Annotated in this window: 5 protein-coding genes; 2 read left to right on the top strand and 3 right to left on the bottom strand. The window is 61.7% G+C overall.

Features of this window, described 5'->3' with window-relative positions:
- The 3 genes from B3873_RS13685 to B3873_RS13675 all read right to left on the bottom strand — a co-directional run.
- On the bottom strand, positions 1-580 hold a 580-nt coding region (locus tag B3873_RS13685), incomplete at its 3' end, for a circularly permuted type 2 ATP-grasp protein (protein ID WP_286866687.1).
- A gap of 258 nt (positions 581-838) precedes the next feature.
- Positions 839-1,282 carry a cupin domain-containing protein gene (locus B3873_RS13680; protein WP_252697265.1) on the bottom strand — a complete coding sequence of 148 codons (444 nt, stop codon included), beginning with the start codon at positions 1,280-1,282 and terminating at the stop codon, positions 839-841.
- A gap of 91 nt (positions 1,283-1,373) precedes the next feature.
- The gene (locus B3873_RS13675) at positions 1,374-2,030 is read right to left on the bottom strand and encodes a glutathione S-transferase family protein (protein WP_034338352.1); all 657 of its coding nucleotides are present in this window, start codon (positions 2,028-2,030) and stop codon (positions 1,374-1,376) included.
- A 338-nt stretch (positions 2,031-2,368) separates the two neighbouring features.
- On the opposite strand from B3873_RS13675, the gene B3873_RS13670 reads away from it, so the two are divergent.
- Both B3873_RS13670 and B3873_RS13665 read left to right on the top strand, forming a co-directional pair.
- Complete coding sequence (locus B3873_RS13670) at positions 2,369-3,595, top strand: polyhydroxyalkanoate depolymerase (RefSeq protein WP_286866686.1); 1,227 nt, start codon at positions 2,369-2,371, stop codon at positions 3,593-3,595.
- A 237-nt stretch (positions 3,596-3,832) separates the two neighbouring features.
- Positions 3,833-5,370 (top strand): transglutaminase family protein (locus B3873_RS13665; protein ID WP_286866685.1); only part of this gene is annotated, 1,538 nt, incomplete at its 3' end.

Genomic DNA, 5,370 nt, shown 5'->3' with positions numbered 1-5,370 from the left:
TCTTGTGGCGCTTGAACAGGTCCGGGAAGAGCCGCATCATCATCTTGCGGTTCTCCAGCATGTAGGACACGCCGGAGGGCACGCGCAGGTTGTCTTCGAGTACGTAGAATTCACCTTCGCCCGCCCGCACGATGTCCACACCGGCGATGTGCGCGTAGATGTCGTTGACCACGTTCACATCCTGCATCTCGCGCCGGTACTGGGCGTTCTGGAAGATCTGCTCGGGCGGGATGATGCCGGCCTTGACGATCTTCTGTTCGTGATAGATGTCGTGGATGAACATGTTGAGCGCCTTGACGCGCTGGACCAGTCCCGCTTCCAGCTTGGCCCATTCGGCCTTGTGGATGATGCGCGGGATGATGTCGAAGGGGATCAGGCGCTCGGTGCCGGCATCGTTGCCATAGACGGCGAAGGTAATGCCGACGCGGCGGAAGATCAGGTCGGATTCGGCACGTTTGCGGGCGATGATTTCGGGCGACTGCGCCGAAAGCCAGCTGGCGAATTCTGCATAGTGCTGACGCACTTGACCTGCTTCGCTGCCTGCGCCTCCTGAATACATCTCATCAAAAAAATGTGCCATAGATTTGCTTCGTGTTCCCGTGGGGAGCGGGAATCTTTCTAAGTAGGTTGTAACGAAAACAGAGGCGGTGGGTACGGCAAAACTACAGCGTGGGTACAGCGTAATGCGATGGCGCTAGGGGACTGCCGCTGCACGCCAGCGCCAGCGTGCATGAAGAAAGACTAACAGAGGCTTGAATTTTTTGACAGAGGAAAATTGCATGCTTTTGCTCCTCGCCCGCGCGGGTCTGCTGCCATCAAACGCAGACCCGCAGCGGCTTCAGTTATTCCAGGGCGTGGGTGCGGGAACCTCGCAGGGGGCCGGCATGTCGATGGTCTTGAAGTCGGCCGGACTAACGATTTCCAGATACTCCATGTCGGGCGAATAGTCGAACAGGAAGTGCACGATGCCCGGCCGCTGGTGCACGCAATCCCCGGCCTTGACCAGCGTGACTTCGGTCTCGTACATGAAGCGCGCCCAGCCTTTGAGCATGATGACGATGTGGAAGTTGGCCTCGTGCCGATGCCATCCGGTGCCCGTTTCCGGGGCCATGTTGGCCTTGACCAGCTGCGCCACCACCTGGCCGCCGGTGGCCGCGGCAATGCCCAGGTCGCGATACAGGAAGAAGTCGCGCAGCCCTCCCGTTTCATAGGGCGTGTCGCCTTCGCTGACATGCGAAAACGTGTTCTGCGCCAGTACGCTTGCCTCCGCTACGGTATTCATCACATCCATCCTTTCTGCGGTCTCCCGCCATGGGCCTGCGACAAAAACGGGCGCGACTTTTCCTGCCGGTGCTGCTGATGCTGCGCGCGCCCTAGAATTCCACGTCCAGTTCGTCGATGTCCTCCGGTTCCTTTTTGGCGGCGGTGATCCATTCCTGCATCTCCGGCATGGCCATGATGCGCTTGGCATAGGCGGTGCAGATGGGATCAAGTTTGACGTCATAGGTCATGAAGCGCGTCACCACAGGCGCATACATGGCATCGGCCATGGTGCGCTGTTCGCCGAACAGGAAAGGCCCGCCGTACTTGGCCAGACACTCCTTCCAGATGGTGGTGATGCGCACGATGTCGGCTTCGGCGCGGGACCACACCTTGAAGTTGGGGAAGTGGCCCTTGAGGTTCATCGGCAGCGCCGCGCGCAGGGCCGAGAAGCCCGAATGCATTTCGCCGCACACCGAGCGGCAATGCGCACGGGCGGCGAGGTCGGCCGGCAGCAGCTTGGCGCCGGGGCGGATTTCGTTGAGATATTCGGCAATGGCCAGCGTATCCCATACCAGTACGTCGCCATGGTGGAGGCTGGGTACCAGGATGGAGGAAGACAGCAGCAGGATCTCTGCCCGTGCCGACGGGTCGTCAGGCGGCACGATGTCTTCCTCGAAAGAGAGCCCGGCGAACCTGGCCATGAGCCAGCCGCGCAGGGACCACGAGGAGTAGTTCTTGCTGGTGATGCGCAAAGTCGTCTTAGGCATGTCAGTCCTTTATCTGTTTTGTGCAGGTTGACTTTGGGCACGCGGCCGCGTGAGCGGCGGTGTCTTGTTCATGGTCATCATCTTCATCGCCCGCCCCGTCTGCGCTCGGGGAGGACACGGGCCACAGGAGCGGACCGCGTACCACTGCTTGCAAGGCTTGTGCCAGCTCGCGGGAACGGCAGGGCACGCACCGCCGGCATTTCCGCGCGGCCACCAATGTCTCCGGAAAACTCCCAAAAGCTGCGCGCAAGCGGGCTGGCGGCCCATCAATGGCACGACAATTGCATCGTTGCCATGGCGAGCGGACACCAAAAAGAGACAACCGAGGGCGGCGCTTCATGATCAATACCTATCAGCTCTACCAGAACTACGCCGACGCCACCGATCCGCTGCGGGCCTGTGCCCGCATGATGGCACCCCTGCTGGGGGCGACCTGGCCCGGCGTTCCGGTCAATCCGGCCTTGCGCAAGATGGCCTCGGCCTGCGAGGTTTTTGCGCGGACGCAATTGACCCATGCGCGCCCGCCCTTCGAGATCGGCGAGGTGCTCGACGGCGGACGCACAATTGCGGTGCACGAGGAGGAAATCAGCGCCACGCCCTTCTGTGGCCTGCTGCATTTCCGCAAGGAAAGCTCGGCCGTGCAGCCCAAGGTGCTGGTGGTGGCGCCCATGTCGGGCCACTTCGCGACGCTCTTGCGTGGCACCGTCAAGACCCTGTTGCGCGATCATGACGTCTACATCACCGACTGGCGCAATGCGCGCGATGTTGCTGTCGAGCATGGCCGCTTCGGCCTGGATGAATATGTTTCCCACGTCATCGATTTCCTCGATATGCTGGGACCCGGTGCGCATCTGCTGGCAGTGTGCCAGCCCACGGTGGCGGCGCTGACCGCTGCCTCGGTGATGGCTGAGGACAATCATCCGGCCCAGCCTCGCACCCTGACGCTGATGGCGGGGCCGCTCGATACCCGCGTCAATCCGACTGCCGTCAATGCGCTGGCCAAGAGCAAGCCGATCAGCTGGTTCGAGAAGAACATGATCAGCACCGTCCCGGCGCGCCATGCCGGGGCCGGGCGGCGCGTCTATCCGGGCTTCGTGCAGTTGAGCGCCTTCATGAACATGAACCTGAACCGCCACGTCGATGCCTTCCGCAAGCTGTATCACCATCTGGTCGAAGGCGAGGAGGCGCAGGCCGCGCAGATCAAGGATTTCTACGAAGAGTATTTCGCCATGGCTGACCTGCCGGCCGAGTTCTACCTGGAAACGGTGCGCACGGTGTTCCAGGAACATGCGCTGCCGCTGGGCAAGCTGACCTATCGCGAGCGCGTGGTCGACCCGCGCGCCATCCGCCGCACGGCGCTCTTCACCATCGAGGGCGAGAAGGACGATATCTGTGCGGTCGGCCAGACCGTGGCCGCACAGGAAATGTGCAGCAACATCCGGCCCTACATGCGCCTGCACCATGTTCAGACGGCCGTGGGGCATTACGGGGTCTTCAACGGACGGCGCTGGGACAACGAGATCTATCCGCGCCTGCGGGATTTCATTAACATGCATCACAGGTAAGCTTGCGGCGTGCTTGCCAATGCGAGTGAAAGACTTAGTTTTCAGGATCGAAAAATTAAGTTTTTCTTCCCCCGGCACTAACACTCTCACCTACACTCACAACGAGGTAGCCCCAACAGGAAAGTATCAGGAAAGTAATAAGGCGGTAAGAAAAACAAGGTATGCAGGAGAACTGCTCCGCATGTCGCCAACAACCAAGCCCCGCGCTTGACCATTTGCTTGTCGTAAAGGAATTCCATGTCGATCCACGTGGCCCTGAACCATGTCACCTCTTACAAGTACGACCGTGCCATCAACCTGGGTCCGCAAGTCATCCGCTTGCGTCCTGCCCCGCACAGCCGTACCCGCATCCTGAGCTATTCGCTGCGCGTGCTGCCCGAGCCGCACTTCATCAACTGGCAGCAGGACCCGGAATCGAACTACCTGGCGCGCCTGGTATTCCCGGAGAAGACCACCGAATTCAAGATCGAGATCGATCTGGTGGCCGAGATGTCGGTCATCAATCCCTTCGACTTCTTCCTCGAACCCTATGCCGAGGAGTTCCCCTTCGAGTATGCCAAGGACCTGCAGAACGAACTGATGCCCTACCGGCAGAAGCTGCCGCTGTCGCCGCTGTTTGAAAAATTCCTCAAGAGCATCCCGCGCGAGAAGATCGGCAGTGCCAATTTCCTGGTGGCGCTGAACCAGAAGCTGGCCGACCACATCGGCTACACCATCCGCATGGAACCCGGCGTGCAGACGCCGGAAGAAACGCTGCAACTGAAGTCCGGTTCCTGCCGCGATTCCTCTTGGCTGCTGGTGCAGCTGCTGCGCCACCTGGGGCTGGCCGCGCGCTTCGTGTCCGGCTACCTGATCCAGCTGACCGCCGACCAGAAGTCGCTGGATGGTCCTTCCGGCCCCGAGGCCGACTTCACCGACCTGCACGCCTGGTGCGAAGTCTATCTGCCCGGCGCCGGCTGGGTCGGGCTGGACCCGACCTCGGGCCTGTTTGCCGGGGAAGGCCACATCCCCTTGTCCTGCACGCCGGAACCGGCCTCGGCCGCGCCGGTCAGCGGCCTGGTCGATCCCTGCGAAGTGGAGTTCGAGCACCTGATGTCGGTCAAGCGCATCTGGGAAGCGCCGCGCGTGACCAAGCCCTATACCGAAGAGCAGTGGGCCGCCATCGAGAAGCTGGGCCATGCCATCGACGCCGACCTGCGGGCCAACGACGTGCGCCTGACCATGGGCGGCGAACCGACCTTCGTCTCGCTGGATCACCCGGACGAACCCGAATGGAATACCGCTGCCCTGGGCGCGACCAAGAAGCCGCTGGCCGCCGAGCTGTATCACCGCATGCGCGACAAGTATGCCGCGCAAGGCCTGCCGCATTTCGGCCAGGGCAAGTGGTATCCCGGCGAGCAGTTGCCGCGCTGGGCGCTCAATTGCTACTGGCGCCGCGATGGCGAACCGATCTGGCTGAATCCTGAACTGATCGGCGACGAGACCAAGCCCAACGTCAGCGACAAGATCGTCACCAGCCATTTCCTGCACCGCGTGGCACAGCGCCTGCAGGTCGATGGCAAGAACGTCTTCCCGGCTTATGAAGACGTGTTCTACTACATGTGGCGCGAGCGCCGCCTGCCGGGCAATGTCGATCCCTTTGATTCGCGCGTGGATGACAAGCAGGAGCGCGAACGCCTGATGAAGGTCTTCACGCAGGGCCTGCAAAGCGCGGTCGGCCATGTGCTGCCGCTGGCGCGCCGCGACGATGGCCGTGGCTGGCAGAGCGGGGCGTG

Source organism: Herbaspirillum sp. UBA812, from assembly GCF_002296545.1.
Classification (GTDB): Bacteria; Pseudomonadota; Gammaproteobacteria; order Burkholderiales; family Burkholderiaceae_D; genus Herbaspirillum; species Herbaspirillum huttiense.
This window is presented reverse-complemented; position numbering and strand designations above follow the sequence as displayed.